18 protein-coding genes are annotated in these 15452 nt (G+C 68.7%); 8 read left to right on the forward strand and 10 right to left on the reverse strand.

What is annotated here, in order from left to right:
* Window positions 1-35: 35 nt before the first annotated feature.
* The 4 genes from ACWD3H_RS10580 to ACWD3H_RS10595 all read right to left on the reverse strand — a co-directional run bounded on the left by ACWD3H_RS10580 (window position 36) and on the right by ACWD3H_RS10595 (window position 4047).
* On the reverse strand, window positions 36-1079 hold the full coding sequence (locus ACWD3H_RS10580) for a ketoacyl-ACP synthase III family protein (RefSeq protein WP_355552164.1): 1044 nt from the start codon (window positions 1077-1079) through the stop codon (window positions 36-38).
* Between the two features lie 19 nt (window positions 1080-1098).
* Window positions 1099-1350, reverse strand: coding sequence for an acyl carrier protein (locus tag ACWD3H_RS10585; RefSeq protein WP_355552161.1), 252 nt, complete (start codon window positions 1348-1350; stop codon window positions 1099-1101).
* The gene (locus tag ACWD3H_RS10590; protein WP_451954757.1) at window positions 1347-2357 is read right to left on the reverse strand and encodes a ketoacyl-ACP synthase III family protein; all 1011 of its coding nucleotides are present in this window, start codon (window positions 2355-2357) and stop codon (window positions 1347-1349) included. The genes ACWD3H_RS10585 and ACWD3H_RS10590 overlap by 4 nt, the downstream gene beginning before the upstream one ends.
* A gap of 403 nt (window positions 2358-2760) precedes the next feature.
* Window positions 2761-4047: a cellulose binding domain-containing protein gene (locus ACWD3H_RS10595; protein WP_355552155.1), complete on the reverse strand. Its 1287-nt coding sequence runs from the start codon at window positions 4045-4047 to the stop codon at window positions 2761-2763.
* 586 nt (window positions 4048-4633) lie between these two features.
* On the opposite strand from ACWD3H_RS10595, the gene ACWD3H_RS10600 reads away from it, so the two are divergent.
* Together ACWD3H_RS10600 and ACWD3H_RS10605 are read left to right on the forward strand one after the other, a co-directional pair.
* Window positions 4634-4852: a hypothetical protein gene (locus ACWD3H_RS10600; protein WP_355552152.1), complete on the forward strand. Its 219-nt coding sequence runs from the start codon at window positions 4634-4636 to the stop codon at window positions 4850-4852.
* A gap of 328 nt (window positions 4853-5180) precedes the next feature.
* Window positions 5181-5642, forward strand: a complete 462-nt coding sequence (locus ACWD3H_RS10605) for a DUF5753 domain-containing protein (protein ID WP_451954758.1) — start codon at window positions 5181-5183, stop codon at window positions 5640-5642.
* Here the strand turns inward: ACWD3H_RS10605 and ACWD3H_RS10610 are convergent.
* Window positions 5606-6505 (reverse strand): maleylpyruvate isomerase N-terminal domain-containing protein, encoded by a 900-nt coding sequence (locus ACWD3H_RS10610; RefSeq protein WP_451954759.1) that lies wholly within the window; start codon window positions 6503-6505, stop codon window positions 5606-5608. The two genes, ACWD3H_RS10605 and ACWD3H_RS10610, sit on opposite strands and share 37 nt — an antisense overlap.
* A 249-nt stretch (window positions 6506-6754) precedes the next feature.
* On the opposite strand from ACWD3H_RS10610, the gene ACWD3H_RS10615 reads away from it, so the two are divergent.
* Window positions 6755-6922 carry a hypothetical protein gene (locus tag ACWD3H_RS10615; RefSeq protein ID WP_451954760.1) on the forward strand — a complete coding sequence of 56 codons (168 nt, stop codon included), beginning with the start codon at window positions 6755-6757 and terminating at the stop codon, window positions 6920-6922.
* Window positions 6923-7012: 90 nt separating this feature from the next.
* Window positions 7013-7567, forward strand: a complete 555-nt coding sequence (locus ACWD3H_RS10620) for a carboxymuconolactone decarboxylase family protein (RefSeq protein ID WP_451954761.1) — start codon at window positions 7013-7015, stop codon at window positions 7565-7567.
* Window positions 7568-7585: 18 nt separating this feature from the next.
* On the opposite strand, the gene ACWD3H_RS10625 is transcribed toward ACWD3H_RS10620, so the two are convergent.
* From ACWD3H_RS10625 to ACWD3H_RS10635, 3 genes are all read right to left on the reverse strand, one after another.
* Complete coding sequence (locus ACWD3H_RS10625) at window positions 7586-7717, reverse strand: hypothetical protein (RefSeq protein WP_451954762.1); 132 nt, start codon at window positions 7715-7717, stop codon at window positions 7586-7588.
* Window positions 7718-7923: 206 nt separating this feature from the next.
* Window positions 7924-9348: a type I glutamate--ammonia ligase gene (gene glnA, locus ACWD3H_RS10630; RefSeq protein ID WP_350927894.1), complete on the reverse strand. Its 1425-nt coding sequence runs from the start codon at window positions 9346-9348 to the stop codon at window positions 7924-7926.
* Between the two features lie 170 nt (window positions 9349-9518).
* A complete protein-coding gene (locus ACWD3H_RS10635; RefSeq protein ID WP_451954763.1) occupies window positions 9519-10535 on the reverse strand; it encodes a hypothetical protein in 1017 nt (338 codons plus the stop codon).
* Between the two features lie 123 nt (window positions 10536-10658).
* Between ACWD3H_RS10635 and ACWD3H_RS10640 the strand changes: the two genes are divergently transcribed.
* From ACWD3H_RS10640 to ACWD3H_RS10655, 4 genes are all read left to right on the forward strand, one after another.
* Window positions 10659-11120 (forward strand): RDD family protein, encoded by a 462-nt coding sequence (locus ACWD3H_RS10640; protein WP_451954764.1) that lies wholly within the window; start codon window positions 10659-10661, stop codon window positions 11118-11120.
* 99 nt (window positions 11121-11219) lie between these two features.
* Window positions 11220-12257: an RNA polymerase subunit sigma-70 gene (locus ACWD3H_RS10645; RefSeq protein ID WP_451954765.1), complete on the forward strand. Its 1038-nt coding sequence runs from the start codon at window positions 11220-11222 to the stop codon at window positions 12255-12257.
* A complete protein-coding gene (locus ACWD3H_RS10650) occupies window positions 12254-12556 on the forward strand; it encodes a cupin domain-containing protein (RefSeq protein WP_355632522.1) in 303 nt (100 codons plus the stop codon). The genes ACWD3H_RS10645 and ACWD3H_RS10650 overlap by 4 nt, the downstream gene beginning before the upstream one ends.
* A gap of 101 nt (window positions 12557-12657) precedes the next feature.
* Window positions 12658-13791 (forward strand): serine hydrolase domain-containing protein, encoded by a 1134-nt coding sequence (locus ACWD3H_RS10655; RefSeq protein ID WP_451954766.1) that lies wholly within the window; start codon window positions 12658-12660, stop codon window positions 13789-13791.
* 153 nt (window positions 13792-13944) lie between these two features.
* On the opposite strand, the gene ACWD3H_RS10660 is transcribed toward ACWD3H_RS10655, so the two are convergent.
* Both ACWD3H_RS10660 and ACWD3H_RS10665 read right to left on the reverse strand, forming a co-directional pair.
* On the reverse strand, window positions 13945-14739 hold the full coding sequence (locus ACWD3H_RS10660; RefSeq protein WP_451954767.1) for a class I SAM-dependent methyltransferase: 795 nt from the start codon (window positions 14737-14739) through the stop codon (window positions 13945-13947).
* On the reverse strand, window positions 14739-15419 hold the full coding sequence (locus ACWD3H_RS10665; protein ID WP_355552123.1) for a DUF4191 domain-containing protein: 681 nt from the start codon (window positions 15417-15419) through the stop codon (window positions 14739-14741). The genes ACWD3H_RS10660 and ACWD3H_RS10665 overlap by 1 nt, the downstream gene beginning before the upstream one ends.
* Between the last annotated feature and the right edge of the window lie 33 nt (window positions 15420-15452).

A 15452-nucleotide genomic window follows, 5' to 3' on the forward strand; every position in this document is an offset into this window, starting at 1 on the left:
GGACTGTCGACCATCTGCGTTCGTTTCCCTTCGATTCAGGCCCATTGAGGATTTTCGATGATCTTGATCACGGCGCTGGAGACGGTCACTCCCGGCCCGGTGCCGAGCATCAGCATGTGGTCGCCGGGGCCCAGCTGCCCGGTCATGAGCAGGCGGTCGAGGGAAAGGACCTGGTCGCTGGCCCCGCAGTGGCCGATGGTGCGGCCGTAGTCCCAGGTCGAGCGGGACATGGGCAGGTCGAGCATGGCCATGCACCGCTGTTCGACGATCTCTTCGGAGTAGTTCATGAACGCCACCCGGGCGAGAGCGCGGGCCTCGATCCCGCTCTCGGCCAGCGCGCGCTCGACGACCTCCATCAACGCCCGCTGGATCTTGAACAGCGCCGCGGTGGCCTCGCCCTTGGGCATGACCTGCTGCCGGAACTGCTCGTTCCTGGCCGCGAAGCTCATCCGGCGCCCGACCGTGACGCCCGGGGGGAACAGGGGTTCGCTGCCCCGGTGCAGTTCCTCGGCCTCGGTCACCGTCGTCGTGCAGACCGACATCAGGCGCGCGAAACCTGTCTCCTTGGTGAGCACGAGCGCGCTGGCGGCGTCCCCGCCGATGTAGCCGGGGCCCATCCGCCACCGGTCCATCAGCGGGGTGCCGTAATTGTCGGCGGCGACCAGCAAGGCGGCCTGCCGGCCGGGAGCGGCGTCCAGGTAGCCGGCCGCGAGTTCCAGGGCGATGAACATCCCGTTGCAGCCCTGCCGGATCTCGGTGGCCAGGGCGTCCCCGCCGACGAGATGACGCTGCAGGTAGGAGTGCGGGGGCCAGCCGTCCGGTCCCTGGTGCCACGTCGAGGCGTACAGGAGGAGATCCAGGTCGGCCGGCGCCCGCCCGCTGCGCTTGAGCGCGCTCCGCGCCGCGTGCAGGGCCATCTCCGGAGCCGGTACGTCACCGGCCACCGCCGCCCCGGCCAGGTTGTGCAGCTCGGCCTCTTCGGCCGGGTACCAGCCTTTGGCGACGGCTTTCTCGACGCTGACGACGGTCCGGGGGAGGAAGGCTCCCACTCCGCTGATGTACGTGTCCGCCCACTGCATGACTCTGCCCTTGCCCCGGCTAAACGGATTCGAGTTCTCTGACCATCGCCACGATGGTCACGACGTCCCGGAAGTTCTCGGGGTCGAGCTTCGCGGCGGGGATCGGGACGCCGACGTCCCTCCGGAGGAAGTTCAGCAACCGCGCCGTCCGCAGGGAGTCCAGGAGACCCGACACGAGGAGCGGGGTCGTCTCGTCGACCTTGATGTCGTCGCCGTCCAGGACGAGGTTCTCCTGGATGAAGTCGACCAGCCTTCGCGTGAGCTCGGTCATGCGCGTGCCCCTCCCGTGACGGGAGAGGTGGAGAGGACCCTGAACGCCGCCGCGGCGACGGACGTTCCGGAGCCGAACCCGACCATGAGCAGGTGATCGCCGGCCATCAGCCCGCCGGTCGCGATCAGATGCTCGAAGGCGATGAACTGGTCCACCGCGCCGCAGTGGCCCACGCGCCTCCCGTAGTCCCAGGTCGTCTGATCTTCGTCGATGCCCAGCCAGGACATCTGCCCGTCCAGGTCCTCGCGGCGGCCGTGCGGCAACGCCACCCGCGTGATGTCGGCAAGTCCGATCCCGGCCTCATCCAGGGTCTGTTCGACCTGCTGCATCATCGTTTTCTGGATCGTCAGGTGGATCCCGGTTCCCTGCGCTTTGAGCAGCCGCTGGCGGAATTCCTCGTGCCGGTCTCCGAAGCTCAGCCCTCTGCCGATGGTGGCGTCCGGAGGGAACAGGGGGTAGGCGCCGTCGTTGACCGCGTCGGCCTCCGGGATCACCGTCACGTTCACCGACAGGAGCTCGGCCATGCCGTACCCCTTGCCGAGGATGAGCGCGGCCGCGGCGTCGCCGATCAGCGCCCCGGGGGTCATCCGCCAGCGGTCCACCAGCGGGGTGCCGTGGTTGTCCGAGGAGACGACCATGGCCGTCTCCCGGCCCGCGTCGGCCTGCAGATAGCTCGCCGCCAGTTCGAGCGAGCTGATCATCCCCACGCAGCCGCTCCGGATCTCGAACGCCGGCACGTTCCCGCCGAGGAGGTGCGTCTGCAGGTAGTGCTGGGGCTGCCAGCCGTTCGGGCCCTGGTGCCAGACCGACGGGTAGAGCAGAAGGTCGAGATCGCGCGGGGAGGACTCACCCCAGCGGTCGTACGCGTCCAGGACCGCGAGCCGCGCCATCTCGGGCGCGGGCATGTCGCCGGCCACCGCCGCGCCGATCTGCTGGAACCTCTCGACCTCCTCGTCCGGGTACCAGCCCTCACGAACCGCCTGCTCGACGCTCACACTGTCAGGCACATAGACGCCGAGACTCCTGACAAACATGTTGGATGTACGCACACGTCCCCTAACTCATAGATGATCCCGGACAACGGCTTTCAGGCATCGGAAGGCGGTTTATCCGATTTATTTCGGGTCCCGGGATATCAAGCGACCCCCGGCGGGTCAATGAAAACAACGGGAAATAGGCCGGCGAGCCGTCCGGGGCAAGAATAGGGGCGGACCATCGGATAAAGCAATATGAACGCAAGCGGCCAGGTCGGCGACATTCCGTGATCAAGATCCAGCGGAACGTGTTGAATTTTGGAAATGCGCCTTTCCGCTCCAGGCCGCGGTTTCTCCGAATGTAATGGTTTGGAATCCGGACGACGAGAGAACGGTGCCGGGCCGTCGCCATTCGGCTCAGGCCCGGCGCGTCGTCTCAGGCGGGCACTCTCGTGCAGACGATGTTGTTGAGTTTGAACTGGGCTGGAATATCGTTCGTCCCGGTGGCGGTCGCCGAGAAGCCGAGGCTCTGACTGGAGCCGGGGCCGATGTGGGAGTTGTGGCCGGCGTCGCGGGCGGTCACCTGGGCGCCGGCCTGGGTCACCGTGGCGTTCCAGGCGGTCGTGATCTGCTGGTTGCCCGACCAGGTCCACGTCACGGTCCAGCCGTCGATGGAGGTCGTGCCGGTGTTCCTGATGGTCACGCTGCCGTTGAAAGCGCCGTTCCAGACGCCGGTGGCGTAGGCGACCTCGCAGGAGGTGCCCATCTTGAGCCCGCCGCGCAGGAAGGTCGCGAAGTTGGCCCAGGTGGGGTTCAACGTGCCGGTGCCGACGGTCTCGGCGCAGCCGGTGGTGGTACGGACGGTCTGCATGCCGTACTGGGCGGGGTCCATGATCTGGGGCATCATGTGATCCGCTCCGGGTACCGAGACGAACGTGGCGTTGCCGCACTGAGCCTTGATCCTGTTGTAGAGCAGGACGCTCTGCCCGTGCGGTACCAGGAAGTCGGCCTGGCCGTGCAGGAACATCAGCGGCGGGTCGTTGCTGTCGACGTAGGTCATCGGATTGGCCTGGGCCACTTGGGCCGGGCAGGTCTGGATCGGGCAGCCGACCAGGAGGGATTCCGGGGAGGCGGGAGAGTTGTGGTCAAGCCCGCCGGTCGGCAGGTTCTGTGCGTTCATCTGCAGGAAGTCGGTCGGGCTGTAGAAGGCGAGTCCTGCCTGCACGGCGCTGGAGACGCCGGTCGTGCCGACGGTGCCCTCCAGCGCCGCCACGCCGCCGGACAGGGTGGCCATCTCCGTCAGCCAGCCGCCCGAGGAGTCGCCCATGATCGCGAAGCGATTGGGGTCGAGCTGGTACGTGGCGGCGTTCGCACGCAGCCAGCGGACGGCCGCCTTGATGTCGTGCACCTGGGCCGGGAAAATCGCTTGAGCGCTGGACCGGACGCTGACGCCGGCCACGGCGAAGCCCAGAGGGTTGAAGATGGCCGCGATCGCGTCCGCGCCGGTCTTGCCGTCGTCGCTCGTCCACGCAGAGCCACTGTGCCAGATCAGCAGCGGCCGGGGCGTGATGCCGGTGGACGGCAGGTAGAGGTCCAGCAGATGCCCCCTGCTCCCGGCCGGTTGTGCGGGCGCGTAAGCGACGTCAGTGATCACCTGCGTGGCGTGAGCCGGCGGCGCGAAGGCTGCTGACACACCGACGGCGGCCAGCACGGTCATCGCCATGCCGACAATCATGGCCGTGCGGATTCGAGCTTGCATGGTGCGACTCCGGTTGGTCGGATGATCGCCGCTTCCCCGGTGACCGTCCGTGTCTTCTCCTGTGCCGGGGCAGCCGCGATCAGCACGCCGACCGTAGCGCCTGCGAGAACAACGTCCTGCTCGAGTGTCGCGGCTTACATCGATATGGGCGGGGAGACGATATGACACGTAAGTGACGATGGTCAAAGTTTTCGGTACATCGTTCCAATCGAACAGGAAGGGCGGCGTAAATCGTACTTTATGGATCACATAGTGCGAAGACAGTCCAGATCATCCATGGCATGCACAGGCAGTCGGATACGCACCTGCGAGGTCTTTCGAGGGCGCCACGTCTGGAATTGGACAGCAGCTGGAACCCTCCGAGAACAGGCGACTCGGGAAGCGATGCCGACTTTACCGACGGTAAACACCCGTGAAACATGCGCCACCCCACGACAACGCTGTGAAAGTTTCAGCTCCTTCCCGCGACTGATTTGGACGCGACGATCTTCCTGGCGCGTGGTTAGTGATAATGTCCACCGTCATGATCTCCCCAGTCACAGGAGGACGAATGCGAAAGGTACGCGCTGTTCTCGTCTCGGCCGTCATGGTCTTCGGAGTGTCGCTGACGATCGGTGCCACCCCGGCGCACGCCGAGAGGCTGGCCGGCGTCTTCAGGGACTACTCGGAGTGCGAGCGGATCGGAACCCAGGGCATCACCCAGGGCTGGTGGGACGGCTATTCATGCGAGTGGGAGGGCCGGTACCGCTATTACTTCCTCTACGCGTGACCCGGTGAAACGCACGCACCCCCGGCTCTGAAGGGTCGAACCGGGGGCGCGTGCCCATGATCCGTGGGTTATGGGTTCGAGTCCCACCCGCCCTACCACGCCGACCTGCGGCTTTACGCGGACCTGTAGCTGATCGTGAGTCACGGTAAGCCACATGTGAGTCACGCCCCTGCCCGAGCCTTGCCGATCTTCCGGTTGGTCGCCCGCACCGCCTTCAGCACCGGCCGGGCGGCGGCTCGGGCGCTGTCGTGACACAGCTGCGGTAGCGCCGACTCTCGCTGCTGTGCATCCTGCTTTTCGGCCTCCGCTCGCCTTCGATCCTCCTCGCGTGCTCGACGCCGAGTCGGCTCCGAGCATAGAGATCGTTCTCGACGAGGCCGTGCTGCACCGCATGATCGGCGGCCCGAAGGTGATGCGCGCCCAGCTGGAGCACCTGGCCAAGTCCATGTCGAGGCCGAACGTGACCGTCCGGGTCCTGCCGTTCGCCACCGGAGCGCACGCCAGCCCAGAGGGTGCTTTCACGATCTTCGACATGCCAGAGCCTTACTCCGACGCGAGCTATGTGGAGACCAGAGGAGGTGCCGTCTACACCGAAGCGGAGGGTGCCGAGATCTTCGCACGAGCGTACGATTCCCTACGTAGCACCGCAGGTAAAAGGGCACGGCCTCCGGCGGGCGTTCACGACCGTGCGCCGGCCGTCCTGGTCTGTCAGTGGCGACGCCACCTCTGCCGAGCGCGTGGACGAGACGGTCGTCAAGCCCCGGCCGATTCACCGGTGGGCGTCGCGTAGTGACGGCGCGGACGCCGGTTGGTCGGCAGATGGACTTCGCGCAGGAACGGCGGAAGCAGCCAGGGACGTCGCCCCCAGGCAGTGATCTTGCCGGTGAGCACGGCCTTCGGGCGGCTGACGCGGCCGAAGAGCATCAGGTTCAGCGTCGGTGGGTCGAAGGCGACGTGGACGTCGGCGCGAGGCGAGGACTCCTCCACCGACACCCGGCCGTCCTGCAGTACCAGCGTCGCCGGGGTGGTGTACCGGGAGTGGAACCGGACCGCGATGCGCCCGGACCGTTTGGGCCCGGCCGTGTCCATCAGCCGCCCCTGATCCTCGCGGATCATCCCGATGAGGAACAGGTCGAAGAACAGCGCGGCCTCGCGCGGCGGTATTGTCCACGACACGCGTCCGCTCCGGGCGATGTCCCAGCCGTGCAGGTGCATCTCGTTGACCAGATGGGCCAACACCCCAGCGAGCGGAACGTGGGCCTCGCCGAGCCAGGGGATGAGCGTCGCCGGGTCCAGATGCTCGGTCACGCGCAGGATCTCGCCGATGTCGGCACGTAGCCGCCGGTCCAGCTCGGCCGGGTCGCGCTCGGAGTAGGACCTCAGCGCGAGGTCGTTGATGTCGGCCACGGTGTCCACGTTGGTGGACGCGATCGGCGCGGCGAGCTCGGGCATCGGGTGTGGGGCGCCGTCCTGGCGCACGATGGCGGTGTAGAGGTAGGCGATGGACCCGACGTGCGCGCCGGTCTCGGCGACGGTCCAGTCGCGCGTCGCCATCGTCTGAGGCGGGACGGAGGTCAGCAGGCGGGCGAATCGGTCGCAGGCCTGCTCCAGCGTCGCACGAACGGTTCGCCACTGATGGTTCGGTCTGGACACGGCTTTTGTCCCCCTCATCCGGATCACGATCACGCTAGCACCGGGCTCCGCGGCATGGTTCTTCCCCCGTGCGTTCCTCGCTTTGTCCGGCAGGGCCTGCGTCACCGCAGGTGAATCCACCCCCGGCCAGGCCACCTCGCGCGGGGACGAACCACGACGCGGCCGACTACGGCGAGAGCGGCGCCTTCACCCTGGGCGTGAAAGCACGTACGGCCTGTCCTGGCGGCCTCCCGCACGGACGCTCTGACGGTGGCGGGCCACTCCGCGGCGTCGGCGCTGACCGGCGGCTTCCGGCTGGCCTTCGTCGTCGGCGCCGGGCTCGTCGCCACTGCGATCGTGCCGGCCGTCGTAATCCTGCGCAGGCCCGCGGCGGTGGCCGAGCCGCAGGCCGCCGAGCCGGCGAACACCGCCGCCTAACACCACCGCAACCAAGGAGTTGACCGGAGTGGCGGTGATCGCTCACGCTGCGCCTGAAGCATGCCGATCCGCATTCTCCAAGGAGCGTTCATGGCGCACATCACACTGGGCAACGATCACCCGGGCATCTCCGGCCTGTTCCACTACCGGCCGCAGACCGCGCGACCGATGAGCGAGCTGGCCGAGGTGCTCTTACGCGGCGACAACTCGCTGTCCCGAGGTGAGCGGGAGCTGATCGCGGCCTACGTGTCCGCGCAGAACGACTGCCGGTTCTGCTTCTCCTCGCACGCCGCGTTCGCCGAGGCGCAACTGCCGGAGGGCACGGCCCCGGTCGAGGACATCTGCGCCAATCCGGCGGCCGCCTCCATCTCCGACAAGATGAAGGCGCTGCTGGACATCGCGGGAGCCGTACGGCAGGGCGGAAAGATGGTCACCGACCAGCAGGTGGCCGCGGCCAGGGCTGTGGGAGCCTCCGACATGGAGATCCACGACGCGATCCTGATCGCGGCCGCCTTCTGCATGTTCAACCGGTATGTGGACGGCCTGGCCGCGTTCACCCCGGACGACCCTGCCGACTACAAGGTCATGGCCGACCGCATCGTCGAGGCCGGCTATCTGCGCGCGCTACCCGGCCCGCGAAGCTGACCGAAGGCTCCGAGACGGTCAGATGCCGACGTGGTCGGCGGTGCCGGTGACCGTCCCGGGCGAGGAGTCGCCCGCGAAGCCGAAACGCCGGTAACCGTCACGAGAAGCCGTGACCGTCGCCTTCAGGTTGCCGGACGGGTTGGTCTTCACCGTCTTCACCATGGCCGTGGGTGCTGGACTTCCGGGACACGAGGACCCCGGGGCCACGTTGCGGATCTACAGGCACCCCATGCCGCCGGAGGAGAAACACATGCGAAAGGCCATCGAGCGTGCCCTCCGGGGAGAGACGGTCGACGGCCTTTCGCGAGACGCCTGGGTGTCCTGACCGGCGTTTACCCAGGTCAGAAGCCAGTGGCTCAGACGTCGTAGTAGAGCTCGAACTCGTGCGGGTGGGGGCGCAGGCGGATCGGGTCGATCTCGTTCTCCCGCTTGTAGGAGATCCAGGTCTCGATCAGGTCCGGCGTGAACACGCCGCCCTCCAGCAGGTACTCGTGGTCGGCCTCCAGGGCCGCGAGCACGTCCGTCAGCGAGCCGGGGACCTGCGGGATGTTGCGGGCCTCCTCGGGGGGAAGCTCGTAGAGGTCCTTGTCGACCGGCTCGACCGGCTCGATCTTGTTGCGGATGCCGTCGATGCCGGCCATGAGCTGGGCGGCGAAGGCGAAGTACGGGTTGCACGACGGGTCCGGGACGCGGAACTCGATGCGCTTGGCCTTCGGGTTGGAGCCCGTGATCGGGATGCGGATGCACGCCGATCGGTTGCGCTGGGAGTAGACCAGGTTGACCGGGGCCTCGTAGCCGGGCACCAGGCGGTGGTAGGAGTTCACCGTCGGGTTGGTGAAGGCCAGCAGCGACGGGGCGTGCTTGAGCAGGCCGCCGATGTAGTAGCGGGCGGTGTCGGACAGGCCCGCGTAGCCGACCTCGTCGTAGAAGAGCGGCGCGCCGTCCTTCCAGAGCGACTGGTGGCAGTGCATGCCGGAGCCGTTGTCACCGAAGATCGGCTTGGGCATGAAGGTGACCGTGTGGCCGTGCTCCAGGGCCGTGCTCTTGACGATGTACTTGTACAGCATCAGGGTGTCGGCGGCCTTGAGCAGCGTGTTGAACCGGAAGTCGATCTCCGCCTGGCCGGCCGTGCCCACCTCGTGGTGCTGCATCTCGACGTCGATGCCCGCGTCGATGAGGCGGCGCACCATCTCCGAGCGCAGGTCGGTGAAGTGGTCCATCGGCGGGACCGGGAAGTAGCCGCCCTTGAAGCGCGGCTTGTAACCGAGGTTGCCGCCGTCCTGGGCCTTGCCGCTGTTCCAGGCGCCCTCGATCGAGTCGATGTAGTAGTAACTCGCGTGCGCGTTGGTCTCGAACCGCACGTCGTCGAAGATGTAGAACTCGGCCTCGGGGCCGAAGTAGACGGTGTCGGCGATGCCGGTGCCCTTCAGGTACTCCTCCGCCTTGCGGGCGACGTTGCGCGGGTCGCGGCTGTAGGCCTCGCCCGTCAGCGGGTCGTGCACGAAGAAGTTGATGTTGAGCGTCTTGTGCTGCCGGAACGGGTCGAGCACGGCCGTGGACGGGTCGGGCAGCAGCAGCATGTCCGACTCGTGGATGGCCTGGAAACCGCGGATCGACGAGCCGTCGAACATGAGACCGTCGGTGAAGACGCCGGCTCCGAAGTTCTCCGAAGGGAACGTGAAGTGGTGCGTCGTCCCCGGCAGGTCGGTGAACCTGACATCAACGAACTGCACCCCTTCGTCCTTGATGAACTTCAGGACGTCGTCGGCGGAGTTGAACACGCGAACCTCCCATGGGGCACGGGCTATCAGACCGAAAGTATGCCTGCGCCGTTACCGCCCCGTGTCTCGTTTGTTTCACTCGTGTTAAGCGAAAGTCGCCTTCACGCTAGTTCTCGGACCCCGTCTGGGCGGGTATACCGAGCCTTCCTTTGCCCGGTTTTGCCGGATTTTCACGTGTCCGACTCCAGCACCCTGCACTCATCAGAGGGCTCATCCTCAAGCGAGTAGGGGTCCACGGGCGGGCCGTCGGTTTTCACTTCGTCGGGGGGCGAGTCCGGATAGAACGGGTGCACGAAGGCGTCGTCGACGTCGCACCGGGCCGGGGCGACACGCCCGCCGTTCCAGCCGCTGACCCAGAAGCGCAGCCGGCCGCCGTCCCGCCACGCGTCCAGCGCGCCGATGTTGTGCGAGACGAGCCTGGTCAGGGTGTCCGGCCGGCCGGGGCGCTGGATCGCGTACACGAACAGGTAGTTGACCTTGATCCGGACGCCCCTGAGGCCGTTCTCCCTGAAGGTCGACAGCCGGGCTTTGCCGTGGACCTTGACGGTCTCGCCGACGAGTTCGGCGCTCTTCGGGGCCAGGCTGAGCACCCACCTCCGGCTGTGGTACCCGCGCTTTTCGTCGGGGTGCTTGAGTCCCTTGACGAACGGTGCGCGCTGCTCGGGGTCCAGCAGCCGGATCAGCTTGTTCGGTCTGCCGCCCAGCAGCACTTTCCGGTCCAGGTGCGAGGCCACCAGGAGCTCTTTCGCGTGCCGCACGGCCGCGGCAACCTCCTTGCGGCTCAGCCCGCCGATCGCCCTGGGCTCCGGCATGACCAGTCCCTTTACCCCGTTGGCGTACTTCTGGGCCGGTGAGCCGTCGAAGGGGGAGACCTTCACCGACTCCACCGGGGCCGGCTCGGCGCTCCGCCCAGCCGTCGGATCGGCGGACGGGTCGATGCCGAAGTCCGCGAGGACAGCGGCGCGGACCTGCTCGACGGCTTCGGGCCGGTAGACGACGAATCCCCCGGCCGCCGCCACCAGGACGGCCACCGCGACCGCGGCCCACCGCCGCCTGCGGCGACGCCTGAGGCGGGGCTGCCGTGCCCACTCCTGTTCGGCGATCTTGGTCATCCGCTTGCGTTCCCGCACGCTGATCTGAGCCGTGAGCGTCTTGAACCGCTCGTCGATGTCGTCGTTGTCAGGCACGGGGGCTCCGGGGGGAATGTGCTTGTTGAGATGCCGACACATATGATCTATGGCTTTCGCCCTGTCTCGCCAGCCGGTCCGGGCGAGTACGGGGGCGGTACCCGGGGCGGCTACCGTTGGGGCATGAGCAGCAAGCAGCCGCGTTGGACCCAGACCTGGCTCGGTGGCGTCAGGTCGGCCGGAGTCGACCTCGGTTATCCGGGGGAGCGGCTCGGGCTGCCCGCGGGGGGCAGCGGCTCGGTGGCCGGATTCGGCCGCAGGCTCGGCGCCATCGTGGTCGACTGGCTGATCTGCACCTGGGCCATCACCCAGGGGCTCCTGCGGATCGACCCCACTCATTCGGCCTGGGTCCCGATCCTGGTCCTGGCCGCCGAATACCTCCTGCTGGTGGGCACCATGGGGATGACCTTCGGGATGCGCCTGTTCGGCATCAGGGTCGCCGCGCTCGGCGGCGGCCGCCCCGGGTTCGTCTCCGTGCTGGTACGGACCGTCCTGCTCTGCCTGGCCCTGCCCGCCCTCATCTGGGACCGCGACCAGCGGGGCCTGCACGACCGCGCGGCGAACACCGTGGTCGTACGCCTCTGAGGCGTCCCCACGCCCGCAGCCGATTCCTTTTCCCTCCGGCGGCCGTCATAACGGTGGGCGCCCGCGCCGGGCGGGCCGCGGTATGGGAGAGATGTCGTTGTGATCAAGGAAGAGGCGGATCCGGAGGAGAGCGCGGTCCTGGCCGCCGCGCTGGCGGGTGACGAGCCGGCGTTCGGCACGCTCGTCGAGAGGTACCGGCGGGAGCTGCGGGTGCACTGCTACCGGATGCTCGGCTCCTTCGAGGAGTCGGAGGACCTGGTGCAGGAGACGTTCCTGCGCGCCTGGCGCAAGCGGGAGAGCTTCCAGGGGCGCTCGACCTTCAGGGCCTGGCTCTACCGGATCGCGACCAACGCCTGCCTGGACTTCCTCGACCGCCACCCGCGCCGCCCACGCCCGCGTGAAGCGCCGGTGCTGGCCACTCCAGGCGTGTCCGCACCGTCGCCGACCGAGGTCTTCTGGTTGGGGCCGTACCCGGACCGGCTCCTGGAGCCGCCCGCCCCCGTCGGCGCCGAGCCGGACGCCGAGGTGGTCGCCAAGGAGACGATCGAGCTGGCGTTCCTGGTCGCCATCCAGCACCTGCCTCCCCGGCAGCGGGTGGTGCTGATCCTGCGCGACGTGCTCGGCTGGTCGGCGCAGGAGGCCGCCGCGCTGCTGGAGGTGAGCGTCGCGGCGGTGAAGAGCGCCCTGCAGCGGGCCCGGTCGACGATGCGGGAGCACCTGCCCGCACAGCGTCTGGAGTGGGCGCCCTCCTCGGATCCGACCGAGGAGGAACGCGCGGCGCTGCGACGCTACATGGACGCCGTCGAGCAGGCGGATCCTGAGGTCCTGGCCGGGGTGCTGCGCGCGGACGCCTGGCAGGCGATGCCGCCGGCCCCGATCTGGATCCTGGGCGGGGAGGCGATCGTCGAGGCGTGGCGCCCGGCGATGATCGGCCCCGAGGCGTGGGGTGACTGGCGCGTCCTGCCCACCCGCGCCAACCGGCAACCCGCCGCGGCGGCCTACCTCAGGCGTCCGGGCGAGTCCGAGTACCAGGGCTCGTGGCTCGGCGTCCTGCGGGTCGAGGGCGGGCTGGTGACCCAGATCACCACCTTCGGCGCCGAGATCTTCCCGGCGTTCGGCCTCCCCTCGGCGCTGTGACGGGCACCGGCGAGGACCCGCCCCCCTCCTTGGCCGGGCGGTTCGGACCGTCGTTCCGGGTACGGACGGTCGTCGTCGAGCCCGGCGGCTCGCTGGACCGGGCCGGAGCCGAATGGCGGGACGCGATCGTCCTGCTTGAGCGCGGACGGATCGAGCTCGTCTGCTCCGACGGTGATCGCCTGGCCTTCCGGCGCGGCGACGTGCTGTGGCTGGACGGGCTGCCGGTGCGAGCCCTGCACAATCCGGGGCGGGAACCCGCCGTCCTGCTCGCGATCTCCCGGAGGCCCGGGCGCCGCTGAGTCCCGGGCTCGGGCTTCCGAGAACCGACTCCCCGGAGCGATTCCTTTTGCCGCCTCCGGCCGTCGTAACGGTCACACGCTGGATCACGGAAGGGAAGATCATGAACGATATGCAGAAGCGGGTCCAGGAGGCGGCCGACAGGCTCGTGGAGTCCGGGACCGAGCGGGGCCTGCAGGTCGCCGTGTACCGGCACGGCGAACTGGTGGTCGACGTCGTCGCGGGTGTCGCCGACCCGGCCACCGGGCGTCCCGTCACGCCGGACACGCCGTTCTACAGCGCCTCGACCGGCAAGGGCGTCACCTCGACCGTGGTGCACGTGCTCGTGGAGCGGGGCGTTCTCGGCTACGACACGCCGATCGTCGAGCTGTGGCCTGAGTTCGGCGCCCATGGCAAGGAACGTGCGACGGTGCGGCACGCCCTGACCCACTCGACGGGCGTGCCCGGTGTGCCCGCCGGGACCACGCCCGAGGACCTGTGCGACTGGGACGGGATGTGCGCGGCGATCGCCGATGCCAAGCCCTGGTGGGAGCCGGGCACCAGGACCGGCTACCACCCCCAGTCGTTCGGTTACCTCATCGGGGAGATCGTCCGCCGGAGCACCGGCAGGCCGATCTCGCAGGTCCTGCGGGAGGAGGTCGCCGGGCCGCTCGGGGTGGCCGGTGAGCTGTTCTTCGGCGTCCCGGAATCCGAGCTGGGCAGGCTGGCCCGGCTGGAGGACGCGCCGAGCGACTTCGAGATGTCCGCGGAGATGTCCGCGGAGATGTTCGCCGACATACCGTTCTTCAGGGTGGTGGACGGCTACACGGCGGCGCCGATGGCGGCGATGCCGGATGCCGGTTTCGGTAACCGCGCCGACGTGCTGACCTCCGACATCCCGGCGGGCGGCACCATGTCCGCCCGTGCCGTGGCCCGCATGTACGCCGCCCTGCTGGGCGAGGTGGACGGCGTCAGGCTCGTCTCGCCGGAACGGCTGCGAGAGATCACCGAGGTGGCGATCACCGGGGTGGACGAGGTCACCGGCACTCCGGTCACCAGATCCCTCGGGTACGCCATCGGCGCCACCGAAATGCTCGACGCCCCCACCCTGTTCGGGATGGCGGGCAGCGGTGGCTCGGCCGCCTACGCCGACACGGCCACCGGGATCGCGATCGCCATGACCAAGAACCTGGTCTCCGGCGGTGACTTCGGCACCTTCGACGAGATCGGCCGGATCGTCATGAACGCCGGCCGCTAGGCCCGCGTTCCCGGCCGGTCCGGGACGACCGCCCGCAGCATTGGCTCTTACCTGGCAGCCGACCTGTGACGATCTCCGGCGTGCGGGAAAGGAGGCCGGGGTGCCATCCGTGTCGCGGGCACACGGATGTCACCCCGGCCGCCGGGTGCGCGTCTACCGGGCGCAGGTGAAGATCGCGGTGCCGGGCAGGTGGCGGCCGCGCAGCGGGCTCCAGCCGCCCCACTCGCGGTCGTGGCCCGGCGGCCACTCGGGCTCGGTCAGGTGCCGCAGCACCAGCCCGGAGGCGGTGATGAGGTGGACCCAGTCGGCCATCGTGCGATGGTGCTCGACGTAGGACGGACGTCCGTCCTCGCCGATCTCCACGTATGCGGAGCGGTCGAAGTAGGAGCGGTCGGAGGTCAGCCCGGCGGGGCCGGGGTCGTCGGGGAAGGCCCAGCGGACGGGGTGGCTCACCGAGAAGACCAGGCGGCCCCCGGGGCGCAGCACCCGGCGGACCTCGGCGAGGACGGCTCCGGCGTCGGCCACGAACGGCAGCGCGCCGTAGGCCGAGCAGGCCAGGTCGAACGCCCCGTCGGCGAAGGGCAGGACCTCGGCGTCCGCCTGGACCACGGGGAGCGCGGCGCCCGCGCCCAGATCGATCCGGCGCGAATGCTGAAGCTGGCGGAAGGACAGGTCGAAGGCGGCGACCCTGGCGCCCTGGCCGGCCAGCCAGCGCCCGCACTGCCCGGCACCGCAGCCGATCTCCAGCACGTCCTTGCCCGCGACATCGCCCAGCAGACGGGCGTCGGCCTCGTCCAGCCCCTCGGGACACCAGACGAACCCGGAGTCGCGCAGGAACTCCCCGTGCTCGGCCTGGTACTCGTCGGCGGCGCCGTCCCACCAGCCGCGGTTGGCCCGGGAGGTGGCCGCGGCGTCCACCCGGTGGCGGCCCACCCCGGCGGAGCCCATCAGCGCATCTTCGGGCGGGGCATCTTCGCGCCGCGCGGCAGCGGGCCCTTGGGCATCGGCAGCGTCTGCGGCAGGGCCTTCAGCCGGTTGTTGATCTCGTACAGGGCGGGCTTCTTGAGGTTGCGGGGCAGCTTCATCAGGTGCCGCTGCAGCTTGGCCAGCGGGATCTGCCCCTCGCCGTCACCGGACTGGATGTCGTAGACGGGCACGTCCAGCGCGACTCGCTGGACGCGCTTCTTCTCGGCGACCAGCATCTTCTGCACCCGGCTGCCCGGCCCCTCCGAGACCAGGATGATGCCTGGGTAGCCGACCACGCGGTGCACGATGTCCTGGTCGCGGGTGACCGCGACGGCCGGGGTGACCTCCCAGTTGCCGCGCATGCCCTGCAGGATCGCGGCGGCGGCGCCGACCTGCCCGTGCAGCATGGAGTACTGCGCCTTCTGGGCGAGCTGGCCGAACACCACCAGCCCGACGGTCAGGGCCAGCAGGATCCCGATGAAGAGCAGGTACCAGAACCAGCCCGTGACCAGGCCGATCACCACGAACAGCGCGAGCGTGCCCAGCGCCGAGGCGTAGACGATCGGCATCCCCTTGGGGTTGGCCTCCTTGATGATCTTCGCGATCATACGGAGTTGCTTGATGCGCCCCGGGCGCTCTGAGTCTTCGGGCTTCTTGGCCATGTTCTGAAGGATACAAATCCATGGCTCAAGAAG

It is taken from the genome of Streptosporangium sp. NPDC002607 (assembly GCF_053592655.1).